Source organism: Frigidibacter sp. SD6-1, from assembly GCF_030143255.1.
Taxonomy (GTDB): Bacteria; Pseudomonadota; Alphaproteobacteria; order Rhodobacterales; family Rhodobacteraceae; genus TMP-24.
Genome location: NZ_JARJNR010000002.1, coordinates 235,330 through 249,752, shown reverse-complemented (window position 1 = coordinate 249,752; position 14,423 = coordinate 235,330). Strand labels below are relative to the sequence as shown.

Here is a 14,423-nt window from a genome sequence, read left to right as displayed (position 1 = left end):
CCCCGAGCCGGGGCCTCTCTCTGGATGCGCATTGCGGTTTGACGCGGAGGCCCCGGCTCGGGGCCGGGGCGGGCGGGTCCGGTGACGGCGCTCCGGCGCGCTCACTCCCGCCCGCGCTGGATGATGCCGGTGATCGCGGCGGCGCCGAGGGCGGTGACGATCCAGCCAGCGGCCTGAAACACCCACCGGCCCCACCAGAGCCCCCAGCCCCACCAGCCCCGATCCTTCGACGGCGCCCAGGCCTCGGTCTGGCCAAGGTTGAGGATCGGCACCACGAGGTCGAGCCCATAGCCGACGGAGTTGAACGAGTCCCAGTCCATCCCGAGGGCGGGGTCGTTCGCCCATGTCGCGGCCGGGTTCGGATCGCAGCCCGCGAAAGCCTCGGGCAGGGGCGTCCTGGCTTCGGTCGGGCGTTCTTCCCCCAGCACGCATGGCGCACCCGCCCGGCAGGCGGCGATCAGGCGCTGTTCCGCCTCGGTCAGCGCGTCGGCGCCGGTCAGCGCCTCATACTCGGCGATGGTGCGTGGTGTCATGTCAGCCCCGTTCGCCTCACGGTGGAGCGGGCGGGGGGTTTTGGCAAGGGGGTGATCGGGGGAAGCCGGGGGCTTTCGCCGTGGCCCCCGCGCGCCTATCTTGGAGGAAACGGAAGGATGGCATGATCGGCGGGATCGGGCAGGCGGTGCGGGGCCTTGTGGGGGCGGAGGAGGTCTTGCGCCTTGGCGTCACCGGCCTGTCGCGCGCGGGCAAGACGGTGTTCATCACCGCGCTTGTCGCGAACCTGCTGGACCGGGCGCGGATGGGGGGCCTTCGGGCCGAGGCGGCGGGGCGCATACGGGCGGTCTATCTGCAGCCGCAGCCTGACGATACCGTGCCGCGCTTCGATTACGAGGCGCATCTGGCGGCCTTGACCGGGACGGCCCCGCACTGGCCCGAAAGCACGCGGGCGGTGAGCGAACTCAGGCTCTCGTTCCGGCTGCAGGGGCGGGGGCTGGCGGGGGCAGTCATGGGCGAGCGGATCCTGCATCTCGACATCGTCGATTATCCGGGCGAGTGGCTTCTGGACCTGATGCTGATGGACCAGAACTATGAGGACTGGTCGCGCGGGGCGCTGGCAAAGCTTGCGGCGCGGGCCGAGGAGATGGCGGAGGCGCGCGTCTGTCTGGAGGCGCTGGTGGCGGCGGATGCGGGGGCCCGGCTCGACGAGGGGGAGGCCACGCGGCTGGCGGGGCTCTTCACGGAATATCTGAAGGCGGCGCGGGCGGCAGGCTATGCCGATTGCACGCCCGGGCGGTTCCTGTTGCCCGGCGATCTGGCGGGGTCGCCTGCGCTGACCTTCGCGCCGTTGCGGCTTGATCTGGCGCCGGGGCGGGGCTCGGTCGGGCGTGAGTTCGCGCGGCGGTTCGAGGCCTACAAGACCAAGGTGGTGACGCCCTTCTTCCGCGACCATTTCGCGAGGATCGACCGGCAGGTGGTGCTGGCCGATCTTCTGGCGGCGCTGGATGCGGGTCCGCGCGCGGTCGAAGACCTGCGCACCACGATGGCCGCAGTGCTGGCGGCCTTCCGGCCGGGGCGGCGGGGATGGCTTGCTGCCCTCCTGGGGCAGCGGCGGGTGGAGCGGATATTGTTTGCCGCGACCAAGGCCGATCATCTGCACTCAAGCCAGCATGCGCGGCTGGCGGCGATCTTGGCGGGCCTGATGCGGGCGGCGAAGGAGCGGGCGGATTTCGCGGGGGCGGGTACCGCGGCGATGGCGATAGCGGCGCTGAGGGTAACGGCGGAGGATATGGTGCGGTCGGGCGGGCGCGAGGTGGCCTGCGTGAAGGGGCGGCTGGAGGACGGGCGGGTTGCGGCCTTTCATGCGGGCGACCTGCCGGACAATCCGGCCGAGATACTGACGCCCGCGCGCGAGGCGGCGGCGGGCTGGCTTGACGGCGATTATCAGGCGATGCGCTTCCTGCCCGCGCCGGGCGGCGGGGCGGGGCGGGGCCTGCCGCACATCAGGCTCGACCGGGCGGTGGATTTCCTGATCGGAGACAGGCTGTGAAGGGCGAGACCGGAACCGGGAGGCGGGGGCCGCTGCTCGTGGAGCTTGATCCGGCCGAGATGCCGGTCGTCGCCGATCTGGCGCCTTTGGCAGAACCTGCTGACGTTGCCATCCCCGCCCCGGCGCGGCGAGGATGGCGGCTCGGTGCCTGGTTGGTCGGGACGGCCGGGTCGCTTCTGCTGTTCCTTCTGACACTGGCGCTCTGGTCCTATGTGGAGAGCTTGTTTGTCAGCTATCCGCTTCTGGGATCGGTGGCGGTGGTGCTGGCCGGACTTCTCGCGCTGCTCAGCCTGCTCTTCGTGGCGCGCGAGCTTCTGGCGCTGATGCGGCTGAGGCGGCTCGACGGGCTGAGGGAGCGTGCCCGGGCGGCGGTCGGGCCGGGCGATCTTGGCGCCGCACGGGCCGTGCAGGCAGAGGTCGTCGCGCTCTACCGGGGACGGGCGGAGCTTGCCTGGGTCGCGGCGCGCCATGGCGAGCGGAGCCATGACCTGGCCGAGGCCGGGGCGGTGCTGGCGCTGGTCGAGGAAGATTACCTCGGGCCCCTAGACCAGCTGGCGCGGCGCGAGATCGAGGCGGCGGCGCGGCAGGTGGCGGCGGCGACGGCCATCGTGCCCTTGGCGCTGGCCGATGTGGCGGTGGCGCTGATCGCCAATACGCGGATGGTGCGGCGGATCGCGGCGATCTATGGCGGCCGCTCGGGCGCTTTCGGCAGCTGGCGGCTGATGCGGCGGGTGGCGGTGCATCTGGTGGCGACCGGCGCGGTCGCGGTGGGTGATGACCTGATCCATTCGGTGGCGGGCGGCGGGCTTTTGTCGAAACTCTCGCGCCGCTTCGGCGAAGGGGTGATCAACGGCGCCCTGACCGCGCGGGTGGGTGTCGCCGCGATGGAGGTCTGCCGGCCACTTCCCTTCGCCGCCCTGCCGCGCCCGAAGGTGACGAACCTTCTGACGCGCGGTCTCGCCGGACTATTCGGGCGCCGCGGCGAGGCGGCGGCCCCGGATTTCGACACGAAATCCGGTCGGAGCCTTTGAAAGGCTCCGGTCCGAAATCTTTGAAAGATTTCGGCCGCCGGGCCGCAAGGCCGATACCCGGACCGGGGCGGGAATAGCTGACTTGTGAGCGGGGCGCCGCCCGCCTAATCTCCGCCGAAAACCGGGCCCGAGGACGCGGCCGGATGCGGGGATGGTGCGAATGCAATTTCTGGCGGTACTGGCGGCGCTTGCCGTGCTTGCGATCCCGGTGACGGTGGTCGTCCTGGTCTTCAAGGTCGCCGCGCTCTCTCGGCGCCTGACCGATCTTGAGCGGCGCCATGTCGACCTTGCCGGTCGGTCCATACCGGCGGCGGTGATGCCTCGGGTCGGGTCGGACCGGGCGGATGACCCTGCTGTGGCCGGACCGCCTGCCGCACCGCATGCCACACCGGTTGCCGATCAGCCGGACGCGGCCGACCCGGGCACGGAGCCCGCCGATCCCTGGTCGGGCGCACCTGCGGCCGCTGCAGCCGCCGCGCCCCCTGACGTGACATCCGTGCCAAACGCCGACCGGCCGGTCGTCGTCTCGCGTGAACGCGCTTCGGCGCTCGGCGACTGGCTGAAGGCCAACTGGGTCTATGCGATCTCTGCCCTGTCGCTGGCCTTCGCCGGTGTCTTCTTCGTGCAATATGGTGTGGAGAACGGCCTTCTGCCGCCGCCCGCCCGGGTCGCCATGGCGCTTCTCTTCGGGCTGGCGCTGATTGCGGCGGGTGAATTCATCCGCCGCCGGTCGGGCGACGGGGTGAAATCCGCCACTGCCTATCTGCCCTCGACCTTCGCGGGCGCGGGGATTGTCTCGATGTTCGCGGGCGTGCTGGCGGCGCGCCAGCTTTACGACCTGATCGGCACCGGTACCGCTTTCGGCGGGCTGGCGGCGGTTTCGGTGCTGGCGCTCGTCATCGGCTGGTATTACGGGCCCTTCCTTGCCGCCGTCGGCCTGATCGGCGCGGGCATCGCGCCCTTCGCTGTCGGCGGGTCGAGCGAAACGATCGATCCGCTTTATGCCTATTTCTGCCTGATTGCCGCTCTCGGCCTCGGCATCGATGCCGCCCGGCGCTGGGCCTGGGTCTCGGTTCTGGCGCTGGCGGTCGGTTATGGCGGGCTCTTGCTTGTCTTCGACGGCGGCGGAGAGGAGGGCTACGCGGCACTGGCGCTTACGGCACTCGCTATACTTGCGGTCCTTGTGCCCTGCCTCCGGTCTGCGCCGGATCACGACGGTCCGACGGTGTTGGAGGCGGTTCTGCGGCGCGGCGCCGGTGGCTGGCCTATCTTCCCGACCCGTCTGGCAGCGGGAGCGGTGGCGCTTTCGGTCACCGGATTGGTTATGGTATGGGGAGGTGGCGAGGCAGGCAGCCCACTGGCCCTGCTCTGCCTCACGGGTCTTGCGTGCCTCCTGACTCTCTGGTCCGCCCGCGCCCGTGCCCTGTCCGACCTCGCCCTGATACCGGCGGTTGGCTTCCTTGCCCGTCTGGCACTCGAGGGCGCTGCCAACGGGCCGATGGCGCGGTCCTATGCGGACAAGGCCGCCGATCTGCGCCTGCCCGAGGTCGCGGCGCCGCAGACCGCGGCGCTGCTGCTCGGGCTTGGCGTGGTGATGAGCCTGATCGCCGCCTGGCGCAGCGGTCGGGGCGAAGCGGGCGATCACTGGCGCGCGCCCTGGGGCGCGGCGGCGGCGCTGGTCGCGCCGATTGCGGCGGCGGTGCTGGAGTTCTTCTGGGCGCCGTCTTCGATCCTCGGGCCATACCCTTGGGCCCTGCATGTCATAGCGCTTGCCGCGCTCATGGCCTTCCTCGCCAGTCGCTTCGCGGCGGCAGACGGCGAGGACCGGCGCCGGGCCGCCTACGCGACCCTCTCGACGCTCGCGCTCATCGCGCTGGCCTTCGGCCTCGTCCTGACCAAGGCGGCGCTGACCCTGGCGCTGGCCGCGCTCATCCCGGTCGCGGCACTGCTCGACCGTCGCTTCCGCCTGCCGGAGATGGGCTGGTTCATCCAGGCGGCGGTGATGGCGCTGTCCTACCGGCTGGTGATCGATCCGGGGCTCGACTGGGCGGTGGACGCCGCAGGCCTGATCGACGCGATCCTCGCCTATGGCGGCGCATCGGCGGCGATGCTGGGTACATTGCGGCTGATCCTGCCGGGCGAGCGGCGCAATGCGCGGGTCTTCCTCGAATCCGGCGGGGCGGCGGCGCTGGCTTTGTTCTTCAACGTCATGGTGCTGCGGCAGTTCGACGGGCGGGGCGCGGTTTTCAGCCACTGGGCGCTTTCCCTCTATGCGATGCCATGGCTGGTGCTGGCGCTGGTGCAGCTCTACCGGCTGCAGCTCGGCGGCGCGCTGCGCTGGCTGCGCTGGGCGATCGCGTCGGTCGCGGGCCTCCTGGCGCTCGGCGGGCTTGGCCTGTCGGCGCTGCCTGCGAACCCGCTTGCCGGGCTTCTTGGCAGCGACGGCTGGGTGCGCGGCCCGGTCATCTTCGACAGCCTGATGGTCGCCTACCTGATCCCCGGTCTCATGCTGACCATCGCCGCGCGGCGCCTCGGTCATCTGCCGCGCTGGCTGTCTCTGCCGATGCAGGGCCTTGGTATCGCGCTTGCGGCGCTCTACGCAGGGCTCGAGATCCGGCGGCTCTGGCGCGGCACGGACCTGTCGGTCCATGGCGTCACCCAGGCCGAGCTTTACAGCTACACCGTCGCGCTGATGGCGCTCGGTGCCGCGCTCCTTTATCAGGCGATCGCCCGCCGCTCGGGCAGCCTCAGGCGGATCGCCATGGCGGTGATCGCGCTTACCATCGCCAAGGTCTTCCTGATCGACGCCTCGGGCCTGTCCGGGCTTACCCGCGTCTTCTCCTTCCTCGCCCTCGGCCTCGCGCTCGCGGGCCTCGCCTGGCTGAACCGCTGGGCGGCGGAGCGGCAGGGCGACGCTTCAACCGAGACAAGCTCCGGCTGATCTTCACTTTCTGTCGGAAAATACTCCGGGAGGGTCCGGGAGGGCAGAGCCCTCCCGGCGGGTCGGCCCGCCGTAGGCGGGACGAACTCTACCTGAGTTTCGGTACACCATCCGCGAAGGCCGCGCCCTCGGTCACGCCATAACGCAGGCCCGCGCCGATGCGGTGCGCGAGCGCTGACCATCGGGCGGCGGTCTCGGGCGCGAGGTTGCGCGCCAGCACGCTGTCGAAGAGCCCGAGCCAGACCGGGAACATGCCGGGCCGGACATTGCCCGCGGCGCGGTGCGCCTCCATCGGGTTGCCGTCGTAGGAGCGCTCATAGAGGATCGCGTTGCGCCAGAAGCGGGCGATCTTTTCCTCGTGGGCGGGCCAGTCGGTGACATGGGCCGCGAAGACCGGGCCGAGGCCGGGATGGACCCGGATCGCGGTGTAGAAATCGGCGACGACGCGGTCGATCTCCTCGGGGGTCACCGGGAAGCGGGGGGGTGGTGGCGGCATGGGAGCTCCTTTCGCGCCGCATTCTTTCCGCCGGCGCGGAAAGTGCAATGCGGCTCTTCGCCGCCCGGCCTGGATCAGGATGGGTTCGCCCTGCCGCTGAAACCGGCTGGCGAGTGCATTCCGGTGCCGCCGCACGCCCGCACTGGACCAGCGGAAGGCGACCGCCTATAAGGCGGCCATGCAGATGAAGGCCGCGCAGATACGTCGAATTAGCGGCCCGGCGCGCTGATCCCTCAGCCGCCGGGATTGCCCGTTTGCTTAAGGGGCGCCCCCGCCCCTTCCTGACCGACTTCCGAAGGAACGCCCCGACATGTGCGCCGACACGCCCGAAAAGACTGCACCCGACTATCGCGACACCGTCTTTCTGCCGGAAACCGACTTTCCGATGCGCGCGGGCCTGCCGCAGCGTGAGCCCGACTGGCTGGCGCGCTGGGAACGGATCGGCGTCTATGACCGGCTGCGGGAAAAGACCGGCCCGGATGGCAAGAAGCGGGCGCCCTTCACCCTGCATGACGGCCCTCCTTATGCGAACGGTCACCTGCATATCGGGCACGCGCTGAACAAGGTCCTGAAGGATATGGTAGTGCGCAGCCAGCAGATGATGGGCCGCGATGCCCGCTACGTGCCGGGCTGGGACTGCCACGGCCTGCCGATCGAATGGAAGATCGAGGAACAGTACCGCGCCAAGGGCCTGAACAAGGACGATGTCGATACGGTCGCCTTCCGTCAGGAATGCCGCAAGTTCGCCGAAGGCTGGATCGACGTGCAGCGCGAGGAGTTCAAGCGCCTCGGCGTCACCGGCAACTGGGCCGACCCCTACCTGACGATGAACTACCATGCCGAGGCGGTGATCGCCGAGGAATTCATGGCCTTCCTGATGAACGGCTCGCTCTATCAGGGATCAAAACCGGTGATGTGGTCGCCGGTCGAGAAGACCGCTTTGGCCGAGGCCGAGGTCGAATATCACGACCATACGAGCCACACGATCTGGGTGCGGTTCAACGTCAGCGCACCCCGCCCCGGCCCCCGAGCCGGGGCCTCCGCCACAGAGGTCCCGGGTCAAGCCCGGGACGGGGACGCGCTTGAGGGCGCGTCGGTGGTGATCTGGACCACGACGCCCTGGACCATCCCGCAAAACCGTGCAGTCGCCTTCAACCCCGCGATCGCCTACGGTCTTTATGAGGTGTCCGCGGTCGGCGAAAACGCGAGCGCGAAGGTGGGTGAAACGATCCTCGTGGCCGACAAGCTGGCCGAGGCGATCTTTGCCGCCGCGCGGGTCGAGAGTTTCCGCAAGCTGCGTGCCGTTCCGGGCGAGGAACTGGCGACGCTGACCCTGTCGCACCCCTTCCGGGGTGTCGAGGGCGCGCACGGCGAATGGGACTACGACGTCCCCCTCCTCCCCGGCGATCACGTCACCGACGACGCAGGCACGGGATTTGTCCACACCGCCCCTTCTCACGGCGACGACGACTATCAGCTGGGCCTGAAGCACGGCCTGCCGATGACCTACAATGTCGAACCGGACGGCAGCTACCGCGCCGACCTGCCGCTCTTTGGCGGGCAGGCGATCATCGGAGCCGACGGCAAGGAAGGCCCGGCGAACGTCTCGGTGATCAAGCAACTCGCCTATGCGGGCGCCTTGTTCGCCAAGGGCAAGATCAAGCATTCCTACCCGCATTCCTGGCGGTCGAAGGCGCCGCTCATCTACCGCAACACGCCGCAATGGTTCGTGGCGATCGACAAAAGCCTTGACGATGGCCTGTCGACCTATGGCGACACGATCCGCAAGCGCGCGCTGAATTCGATCAACCAGCTTGTCGAATGGACGCCGGTGACGGGCCGCAACCGCCTCTATTCGATGATCGAGGCGCGGCCCGACTGGGTGCTCTCGCGCCAGCGCGCCTGGGGCGTGCCCTTGACCTGTTTCACGAAAAAGGGGGCAAAGCCCACCGATCCCGACTTCCTTCTGCGCAATGCCGAGGTCAATGCCCGCATCAAGGCGGCGTTCGAGGCCGAGGGGGCTGATGTCTGGTATGTGCAAGGATTCAAGGAGAAGGTCCTGTCCGGTCTGGTCGATCCGTCGGATTATGAACAGGTCTTCGATATCCTCGACGTCTGGTTCGACAGTGGCTCGACCCATGCGTTCGTGCTGCGCGACCGGCCCGATGGCACGGTGGATGGCCTCGCCGACCTCTACCTCGAAGGCACCGACCAGCACCGGGGATGGTTCCATTCCTCGATGCTGCAGGCCTGCGGCACCAAGGGGCGCGCGCCCTATCGGGGTGTGCTGACCCACGGCTTCACGCTCGACGAGAAGGGCATGAAGATGTCGAAATCGCTGGGCAATACCGTCGCACCCCAGCAGGTGATCGACGAATATGGCGCCGATATCCTGCGGCTCTGGGTGGCGCAGTCGGACTATACGGTCGACCTGAGGATCGGGAAGGAGATCCTGAAAGGCACCGCCGACAGCTACCGCCGTCTGCGCAATACACTGCGCTTCATCCTTGGCAACCTCGCGGGCTTCACCGAGGCAGAGCGGGTCGCGCCGGAGGAGATGCCGGAGCTGGAAGCTTGGGTGTTGCACCGGTTGGCGGAACTGGATCACGTGGTCCGCACCGGCTATGCGAAATACGATTTCCAGGGCGTGTTCCAGACGCTCTTCACCTTCTGCACGGTGGACCTCAGCGCCATCTATTTCGACATCCGCAAGGATGCGCTGTACTGCGACGCGCCGGACAGTGCGCGCCGCCGGGCGGCGCGGACGGTGCTGGACATCCTGTTCCATCGCCTGACCACCTGGCTGGCGCCGATCCTCGTCTTCACGATGGAGGAGGTCTGGCTCTGCCGTTTCCCGGGCGAGGGCTCATCGGTCCATCTGACCGACATGCCCGAGACGCCCGCCGACTGGCTGGACGAGCCCTTGGCGCAGAAATGGGAGGCGATCCGCAAGGTGCGCCGGGTGGTGACGGCGGCCCTGGAGGTGCAGCGGACGGCCAAGGTCATCGGCGCCTCGCTGGAGGCGGCACCCGTGGTGCATGTCGAGGATCAGGCGACGCTGAAAGCGCTGAAATCGGTCGATTTCGCCGAATTGTGCATCACCTCGGCGATCCAGCTGACCGCCGACCCCGCGCCGGAAGAAGCCTTCCGCCTGTCCGAAGTGCCGGGGGTGGGCGTGGTCTTCGAACTGGCCGACGGCGAGAAATGCCAGCGCTGCTGGCGCATCCTGCCGGACGTGGGCAGCCATGCCCATGAGGGTACGTGTCAGCGTTGCAACGATGCGCTTGGCTAGGCCGCTCATCGGCCCTTGCAGGCCTCTTCGCCGGGGCGCCCGATGAGCGCATGCGAGGGCGCGAAGAGGGTCCGGGTGGCTTCGCCTTTCGGGCCCTTGGTGCTGACCGATGAGGGCGGCCTCATCACTCGCCTGTCCTGGGGCGGCGAGGGGGACGACGAGACGCCGCTTCTTCTGGAAGCGGCGGCGCAGTTGGCCGACTATTTCGCCGGGCGGCGGCGGGTGTTCGATCTGCCGCTTGCCTTCCTGCCGGGCCTGAATGGCGCGGTGCAGCGCGCCATGTGCGCGATTCCGATGGGCGAGGTGCGGACCTATGGCGATCTGTCCAAGGCTCTCGGCGCGCCCGCTCAGGCGATCGGGCAGGCCTGCGGGTCAAATCCGATACCGATCCTCATCCCCTGCCACCGGATCCTGTCGGCCACCGGGCTGGGCGGCTTCTCGGCGCCCGGCGGCGTGGAGACCAAGGTGGCGCTATTGAAGCACGAGGGCGCGGCTTCGCTGCTGATCTGACCCTTGCTGCCGGTCGGGGCGGCTGATAGCCGTTTCGGGAAAGCACGGGGGAGCCGCGATTGAGCCTTGTCATCCTTCTCGCCGTTCTGGGCGCGGCTTTCCTGCATGCGCTGTGGAACGGGCTTGTGCGAGGCGGTGCGAGCCGGGTCCATGTGATGATGGTGCTCTCTGCGGTGCAGGGGGTGATCGGCCTGGTCCTCGGGCTTTTCGAGCCCTTTCCGGGGGCGGAGGTCTGGCCGTGGATCGCCGCCTCGGCGCTGGTTCATACCGCCTACAAGACCTTCCTGACCTTTGCCTATGAGCATGGCGACCTTTCCCGTGTCTATCCGCTGGCGCGGGGTACGGCGCCGCTGATCGTGCTGGTGGTGGGGGCGATTTTCGGGACAGACCATCTGGTCCTTGCCGAGGTTCTGGGGATCGCGGTTCTGGGCTTGGGGATATTCCTTCTGGCGACAGGGGTCTTCACCTCGGGAGAATCCGTGCGGCTTCTGCCCTATGCGATGGGCGCGGCCGTGGCGACGGCGAGCTATACGCTGATCGACGGGCAGGGGGCGCGGATCGGCGGCGATGCGGCGGCCTATGTGGCCTGGATGTTTGCCGCCGACGGGGTGCTGTTTGCCGCAGTGATGACGCTGATGCGCGGACGCGCAGCCTGGCCCGCGCGGTCACGGGTCTGGGGGGCGGGGTCGGCGGCGGCGGTGGCCTCCTACGCCTCTTACGCGATCGTGGTCTGGGCGATGACCGAGGCGCCGATCGCGCTGGTGGCGGCGATCCGCGAAACCTCGATCGTCTTCGGGGTGGTGATCGGCTGGCTCATCTTCCGCGAGCGTATGACCTGGGTGAAGGGGTTCTCGGCGCTGATGATCGCCGCCGGAGTGGCGATCACGCGGCTTTGAGGGAGGCGCCGGATTTCGAAACGAAATCCGGTCCGAAATCTTTCAAAGATTTCGGTGCCGGTCAGGCGCTTGCGGTGCGCTCGGGGATCAGCTGCTGGGCGATGCCCGCAAGCAGGAGATAGGCCGAGCTGACCATCAGCCCGAGATGGGCGAGCGAGATCGGCCCGAACTCGACCCAGGCCGACCAGCCCGCGCAGGCGACCCAGAGAAGCGCCATGGGCAGCGTGATCCAGCGCCAGCGATCGGTGCGGACCGGGTGGACGAACTTGAAATTGGTGAACTGGGTCACGGCGAGCGCGAGGATGATCGCAAGCGTCACGTAGAAATTCGGCTCCAGCGCGAAGATGACGAGGATCACCATGTTCCAGCAGGAGGGGAAGCCCGCAAAGGAATAGTCCGTCGTTTTCATGCGGGTATCGACGAAGTAGAGCGCGCTCGAATAGGTGATGACGATGATCGCGCACCAGCCGGTCCAGCCGTTCATCAGCCCGGATTCGAAAAGCGCATAGGCCGGGATGAAGACATAGGTCAGATAGTCGATGATCAGGTCGAGCAGCACCCCGTCATAGGTCGGCCAATTGGTCTTGACGTGATAGGCACGGGCCAGGGGGCCGTCGATCCCGTCGACGATGAGCGCGATGACCAGCCAGACCCACATCAGCGCCCATTTGTGCTCGGCCGCGGCGAGCATGGCCATCATGGCAAGGACGGCGCCGGTGGCGGTGAGGAGATGGACGCAGAGGGCTTTGATACGCGGTGTCATGGGGTCTTTCTGGCGCAAATTGGCAGGGCTGGCAACCTGCGGCTTCCCGGCCTTGACAACCTGTCAGGCCCGGGGGTGGGCGGCGGCATAGACCTCCATCAGGCGGGCGGTATCGACGGCTGTATAGGCCTGGGTCGTTGACAGGGACGCATGGCCCAGAAGTTCCTGGATGGTGCGCAGGTCGCCGCCTGCGGCGAGGAGATGGGTCGCGAAGGAGTGGCGCATTGCGTGGGGCGTTGCCGAGGCGGGAAGGCCGAGCGAGCTGCGCGCCTGTTCCATTGCTTTCGCGATAAGGCGGGGGTTCAAGGCGCCGCCGCGTGCGCCAAGGAAGAGCGGGCCATGCGGGACAGAGGCGAGCGGGAAGGGGCAGAGGCGGACGTAATCGGCGACGGCAGCGCGGGCGGCGGGAATGACCGGCACCAGCCGCTCCTTGCCGCCCTTGCCGCGGATGCGCAGCACTTCGCCCAACGGATGGTCAGCGGCGGTGAGCGAGAGCGCCTCGGAAATCCGCAGGCCGCAGCCGTAGAGGAGCGTCACAACCGCCACGTCGCGGGCGGCCTGCCAGTCGTTGCGGGCCTGCACATCGACGGTGGCGATCATGTCCTGCGCGGCCTCGGGCGTCAGCGGGCGGGGAAGCTTGCGGCGGTATTTAGGGCCGCGCTGGGCCAGAATCGCGGTCGCCTCGCCGCCTTCGCGGTCGGTCAGCCAGCGGATGAAGCCCTTGACCGAGGAGAGCCTGCGCGCCAGCGACCGGGCGCCGAGGCCGCGGTTGCGCTCGTGCGCCATGAAGGCGCGCATGTCCGACGGCGTGGCGGCGGCGAGCGCCGTGGCGGTCGGCGCGCCGCCGAGATGGGGGGCCATGAAGGCGGCCCAGGCCAGAACGTCGGCGCGGTAGGCGTTCACGGTGTTTGCCGAGGCGCCGCCGAGGGCGGAGAGGTGATCGCACCAGCGCGAGATGCTGTCACGGACGCCGGCGGTCAGAAGCGGTTCCACCCGCCCGACCTCAGGCCAGCCAGCGGCGCATCGCCCGTTCGAAGGCCCCGGCGAAGAAGGTGAGAAGATCGGTGCCCTGGCTTGAGCGGAACTGGTGCGGATCGGCGGCGCCGAGCGCCAGCATGCCGGGTAGCCGCCCGGACCCGAGGTCGAGCCGCATGACCGCTTCCGAGCCGATCCTCGGTTCGGACGCGCCATAGACCGTCTGCCGGTCGGCGGCGGACTGCCTGAGCACCACGTCGCGCGGCGCCCCGGTGCGCCCGTCGCTCATGTAGCGTTCGACGAAGCCCGGCGGCGCCACGCTCAGCACGTCGGAAAAGCGCTGGACTGCCACTTCCTCCTGCCCGTCGATCTCGGTTTCGAGGACGAGCCGCACGGCCTCGATCCGCAGGATCTGGCGGACGTCCGAGACAAGCACCTTGAGGAAATCCTCGAAATCGACCGGGTCGAGCAGCCTGAGCACGGCGCGCTGGATCTGGTTGGTGCCCGCGAGGTTTTCATAGGCCGCGGCGATGACCGAGCGGTGGGTATCCTCCAGACGGTCGAGGCGCTGTTCCAGCCGCTCCATCGCGATGCCGCGCAGGTCGACGATGTTCGAGCCCATCGCGCGTTCGTTCGCGGCGATGAGCGCGCGCATCAGGTCGCGGTCTTCCAGAATCACTTCCGGGCTGGCGATCAGGCGGTCGCGCAGATCGGGGCCAAGCGGTGCGGCGTCGGACAGTTTCGGTTCGGACATCTTCGCCCCGGACTTGTTACTTTCGGGCAGGATACACGAAGTCAGAGGATTTTCTGCCCGGTTTTTGCCCAGTCCTTCAGGAAAATCTCAAGCCCCTTGTCGGTCAGCACATGTTGGGCCATCGCCTTGATGACGGCGGGGGGCGCGGTGATGACGTCGGCGCCGATCTTGGCGCAGTCGACGATATGGTTGACCGAGCGGATCGAGGCGGCGAGGATCTGGGTCTTGAAATCGTAATTGTCGTAGATGATGCGGATATCCTCGATGAGGTTCACGCCTTCGAGATGGATATCGTCAAGCCGCCCGATGAAGGGCGAGATGAAGCTGGCGCCTGCTTTCGCGGCAAGGATCGCCTGGGCGGGCGAGAAGCAGAGCGTGACATTGACCATATGGCCTTCGGAAGCGAAGGCCTTGCAGGCGGTGAGGCCGTCCCAGGTGAGCGGAACCTTGATCGCGATGTTCGGGGCGATCTTGGCAAGCTTCATCCCTTCGGCGATCATGGCCTTGGCCTCTGTCGCCACAACCTCAGCCGAAACGGGGCCGGAAACCATGTCACAGATTTCCTTGGTGACTTCGATGATGTCACGCCCCGCCTTGAGGATCAGCGAGGGGTTGGTCGTCACGCCATCGACCATGCCGAGGTCGTTCAGTTCCTTGATGGCGGCGACATCGGCGGTATCGACGAAGAATTTCATGGCGCGCTCCGGGGCTTCTGGAATGG

At 68.2% G+C, this 14,423-nt stretch carries 12 protein-coding genes; 6 read left to right on the top strand and 6 right to left on the bottom strand.

The features are described from left to right. Window positions 1-101: 101 nt before the first annotated feature. On the bottom strand, window positions 102-533 hold the full coding sequence (locus P0645_RS05745) for a hypothetical protein (protein ID WP_284163621.1): 432 nt from the start codon (window positions 531-533) through the stop codon (window positions 102-104). Window positions 534-655: 122 nt separating this feature from the next. On the opposite strand from P0645_RS05745, the gene P0645_RS05740 reads away from it, so the two are divergent. The 3 genes from P0645_RS05740 to P0645_RS05730 all read left to right on the top strand — a co-directional run bounded on the left by P0645_RS05740 (window position 656) and on the right by P0645_RS05730 (window position 6,016). Further along, a complete protein-coding gene (locus P0645_RS05740; RefSeq protein WP_284163620.1) occupies window positions 656-2,044 on the top strand; it encodes a YcjX family GTP-binding protein in 1,389 nt (462 codons plus the stop codon). Next, window positions 2,041-3,075 carry a TIGR01620 family protein gene (locus P0645_RS05735; RefSeq protein WP_284163619.1) on the top strand — a complete coding sequence of 345 codons (1,035 nt, stop codon included), beginning with the start codon at window positions 2,041-2,043 and terminating at the stop codon, window positions 3,073-3,075. The genes P0645_RS05740 and P0645_RS05735 overlap by 4 nt, the downstream gene beginning before the upstream one ends. 160 nt (window positions 3,076-3,235) lie before the next feature. Continuing rightward, window positions 3,236-6,016, top strand: coding sequence for a DUF2339 domain-containing protein (locus P0645_RS05730; RefSeq protein WP_284163618.1), 2,781 nt, complete (start codon window positions 3,236-3,238; stop codon window positions 6,014-6,016). Between the two features lie 88 nt (window positions 6,017-6,104). On the opposite strand, the gene P0645_RS05725 is transcribed toward P0645_RS05730, so the two are convergent. Then, window positions 6,105-6,512, bottom strand: a complete 408-nt coding sequence (locus P0645_RS05725; protein WP_284163617.1) for a group III truncated hemoglobin — start codon at window positions 6,510-6,512, stop codon at window positions 6,105-6,107. A 310-nt stretch (window positions 6,513-6,822) separates the two neighbouring features. Between P0645_RS05725 and ileS the strand changes: the two genes are divergently transcribed. Genes ileS through P0645_RS05710 form a run of 3 tightly spaced genes read left to right on the top strand, consistent with a single transcriptional unit; the run spans window position 6,823 to window position 11,210 of the window. After that, a complete protein-coding gene (gene ileS, locus P0645_RS05720; protein ID WP_284163616.1) occupies window positions 6,823-9,804 on the top strand; it encodes an isoleucine--tRNA ligase in 2,982 nt (993 codons plus the stop codon). A gap of 42 nt (window positions 9,805-9,846) precedes the next feature. Further along, entirely contained in the window at window positions 9,847-10,314 is a 468-nt protein-coding gene (locus tag P0645_RS05715) for a methylated-DNA--[protein]-cysteine S-methyltransferase (RefSeq protein WP_284163615.1), read from the top strand. 59 nt (window positions 10,315-10,373) lie between these two features. Next, window positions 10,374-11,210 (top strand): EamA family transporter, encoded by an 837-nt coding sequence (locus tag P0645_RS05710; protein WP_284163614.1) that lies wholly within the window; start codon window positions 10,374-10,376, stop codon window positions 11,208-11,210. A gap of 61 nt (window positions 11,211-11,271) precedes the next feature. On the opposite strand, the gene P0645_RS05705 is transcribed toward P0645_RS05710, so the two are convergent. From P0645_RS05705 to fsa, 4 genes are all read right to left on the bottom strand, one after another. Then, window positions 11,272-11,973, bottom strand: a complete 702-nt coding sequence (locus P0645_RS05705; protein ID WP_284163613.1) for a CDP-alcohol phosphatidyltransferase family protein — start codon at window positions 11,971-11,973, stop codon at window positions 11,272-11,274. A gap of 63 nt (window positions 11,974-12,036) precedes the next feature. Further along, the gene (locus P0645_RS05700; RefSeq protein ID WP_284163612.1) at window positions 12,037-12,966 is read right to left on the bottom strand and encodes a tyrosine recombinase XerC; all 930 of its coding nucleotides are present in this window, start codon (window positions 12,964-12,966) and stop codon (window positions 12,037-12,039) included. Window positions 12,967-12,976: 10 nt separating this feature from the next. Then, a complete protein-coding gene (locus tag P0645_RS05695; protein ID WP_284163611.1) occupies window positions 12,977-13,702 on the bottom strand; it encodes a DUF484 family protein in 726 nt (241 codons plus the stop codon). Window positions 13,703-13,743: 41 nt separating this feature from the next. After that, window positions 13,744-14,397 (bottom strand): fructose-6-phosphate aldolase, encoded by a 654-nt coding sequence (gene fsa, locus P0645_RS05690; protein WP_284163610.1) that lies wholly within the window; start codon window positions 14,395-14,397, stop codon window positions 13,744-13,746. Window positions 14,398-14,423 lie beyond the last annotated feature (26 nt).

Coding starts and splice junctions, on each gene's coding strand:
- P0645_RS05695 (WP_284163611.1), bottom strand. CDS start 13,702: ATGTCCGAACCGAAACTGTCCGACGCCGCACCGCTTGGCCCCGATCTG.
- P0645_RS05705 (WP_284163613.1), bottom strand. CDS start 11,973: ATGACACCGCGTATCAAAGCCCTCTGCGTCCATCTCCTCACCGCCACC.
- P0645_RS05740 (WP_284163620.1), top strand. CDS start 656: ATGATCGGCGGGATCGGGCAGGCGGTGCGGGGCCTTGTGGGGGCGGAG.
- P0645_RS05725 (WP_284163617.1), bottom strand. CDS start 6,512: ATGCCGCCACCACCCCCCCGCTTCCCGGTGACCCCCGAGGAGATCGAC.
- ileS (WP_284163616.1), top strand. CDS start 6,823: ATGTGCGCCGACACGCCCGAAAAGACTGCACCCGACTATCGCGACACC.
- P0645_RS05715 (WP_284163615.1), top strand. CDS start 9,847: ATGAGCGCATGCGAGGGCGCGAAGAGGGTCCGGGTGGCTTCGCCTTTC.
- P0645_RS05745 (WP_284163621.1), bottom strand. CDS start 533: ATGACACCACGCACCATCGCCGAGTATGAGGCGCTGACCGGCGCCGAC.
- P0645_RS05730 (WP_284163618.1), top strand. CDS start 3,236: ATGCAATTTCTGGCGGTACTGGCGGCGCTTGCCGTGCTTGCGATCCCG.
- fsa (WP_284163610.1), bottom strand. CDS start 14,397: ATGAAATTCTTCGTCGATACCGCCGATGTCGCCGCCATCAAGGAACTG.